The sequence below is a fragment of the Blautia sp. HCP3S3_C4 genome, from assembly GCF_052064095.1.
Taxonomy (GTDB): Bacteria; Bacillota; Clostridia; order Lachnospirales; family Lachnospiraceae; genus Blautia_A.
The window spans coordinates 1-2,184 of the sequence record NZ_JBQHWF010000040.1; the positions used below are offsets into that span (position 1 = coordinate 1).

Annotated in this window: 2 protein-coding genes; both read right to left on the reverse strand. The window is 40.6% G+C overall.

What is annotated here, in order from left to right:
• Positions 1-96: 96 nt before the first annotated feature.
• The gene (locus ACTNC6_RS16055; protein WP_441044639.1) at positions 97-336 is read right to left on the reverse strand and encodes a hypothetical protein; all 240 of its coding nucleotides are present in this window, start codon (positions 334-336) and stop codon (positions 97-99) included.
• 8 nt (positions 337-344) lie between these two features.
• Entirely contained in the window at positions 345-2,033 is a 1,689-nt protein-coding gene (locus ACTNC6_RS16060) for an IS1634 family transposase (RefSeq protein ID WP_441044641.1), read from the reverse strand.
• Between the last annotated feature and the right edge of the window lie 151 nt (positions 2,034-2,184).

Below are 2,184 nucleotides of genomic sequence, written 5' to 3' on the forward strand. Positions count from 1 at the left end.
TGTTAGCTTCCAGTGATTTTTCTACCTAAAGTACTCCGAGCCCTTTCTCATGCGAGAAAAGGCTCTTTTCTTCGTCATTTTTACCAACGATTCTTCTTAATCATTTTCCACATCCTCTTTGCCGGAAGTCTGTATTAATCGTACAATCTCTTCGTAGGCAAGTGGGCTTTCTGCTATCAGTTTCATAATCTCCTGGCTGCGTAATGCATCCCGCTTATCAAGAAGTTTCTTCAACTCAGCTGTTGCTGCATCGTATTTTTTCTTTGCTGCTGACACTTCCTGTTGTGCCTTTTCAATCTTATGATCAAGTGTTTCCATATTTAATATTCTTGCCATTTAATACCTCATTTCTTCAGTTCGTTGCTGATGTACTCTGCTTTATATTTTATATGTTCAGGGTTGATCCCAAAGGCTTGCAGAATCGTCTTTTGCGTTGCAGTTACAGCATGGTCCAGACGGTATACCCCATCTAACTGGCGGACCATTTCTATCTTTTCCAATTCCCGGATTGCCGCCGGTACATTCATGTAATTCGGCTTTTTATCCATCTCTCTTACTGCATCTTTCAGGCATGTATACATGCGGCAGCGAATGATCAAGGCAACAAATTCGATGAAGATCTTCGAAGCAGCTGACTCATCAGAATAAACCCGCAGGCTCCTGTCTCCAAGATATGTCTTATCTCCCCGAAACAATTTTTCAGAAGAATCCCTACTTTTGTAAAGCTCTATTGCTTCTTTTGCTGTCATTTTTTCAGAAGTGATGATTACAAAGTATCCACAGTGATTAAGCTCCTCATCTATTACCTGCGTCTTTTCCTCTGGATAAACAAACACACCCGTATCCTCGTCATGGTGCAGAAAGAAATATTTTTCATATATAGGACCAAATTCCCTGTCTTTATTCACATTTTTCAGAAGGAACTTCTTCATATTCTCCAAGCGGGTGTTGATTGCATTTTCTTCTGAGCTGCTCTTCGCACTATTGTAATAGATATGGAAATATCTGTCCCTGGAATCCGTCATGTACAGTTTCTTTTTTACTGTTATTCCGTACACCTGATATTCTGGGACAAAATGCACCCGTTTCTTTTCAAAGGTTCCCGCAACCTCGTCGACAAGTCCCTTAACAAAGGATGCCATGCCTTTGGCCATGATCACAAAGCTGTATCCCCGCTCATCCATATATCCGATATTTCGTTTACTGAAATATCCCCTGTCAAGAATGAACCCTACATTTTTATATCCGTAACTGCTGGCTTTATCAAGTGCATACTGGAGTTGTGATACGTCATTAATGCTCCCCGGATACTTTTCATAAAACAACGGTTCCCTGTTTTTCGTATCATATGCTATGGAGTAGTTGAATATCGGAAGTCCTTTGTCATCCTTGGCATTGCCAAACTCAGCCATCTCAATATCCCCTGCCTGACAGTTTTTATTTGTCGAGTCATAGGAAATGTAAATTTTCTCCCGGTGTCTTCGTCCCCCATTCCATTCATTAAGAAACCCTGCACTTTGTTCATCTGTGATTTCATTAAGAAAACCAGAAACTTTTGAATCACTGTAGATATGCATACCTTCTGTAAAAAGGGGATGATTATAAGCGTAGCTCGGATAATACTGGGCGATATTGCTTTCCTCAATAATGGAGTAAGCAGCCAGATCCATGAATAATCCCAGATTTTTAGGACTGAAGTAATTACCTAAAACCCTAGGGATTCCCAAATCTTTTGCTAACTTGTTGATTACAATGTATGTACCGATCTTAAGGCAGCTGCTTCGTAGTTCACGCACATCTTTCTCTGGGAGTTCCTCGTCTGGGAAGAACTTCAGGTAGTTTTCATTAGGCTGCATCTGTTCTGGATCTTTCTTGGACATTTTCCCAATCACTACCCGTTTCGGATAAGTGTACTGCTTCTCCGGATCATAGGTGCGGCTAATTTCATAATACACATAGGTAGTCTCTGCCTTCTTTTGAAACAAAAGCTTGCCCGGTGCATTGGGCACTTTGACGAGAAGATTCAGATACATATTCCCCCTCCTTATTTAGGTATATTTAAGCCTATACATAGTATAGCATAACACCCGTATCTCTGCAAGAAAAACCGCAGAAATACGGGCTATTTTTACTTCTAATTCACCCAATTTTGTTCGAGGTAGAAAAATCGCTGGAAGCTAACAA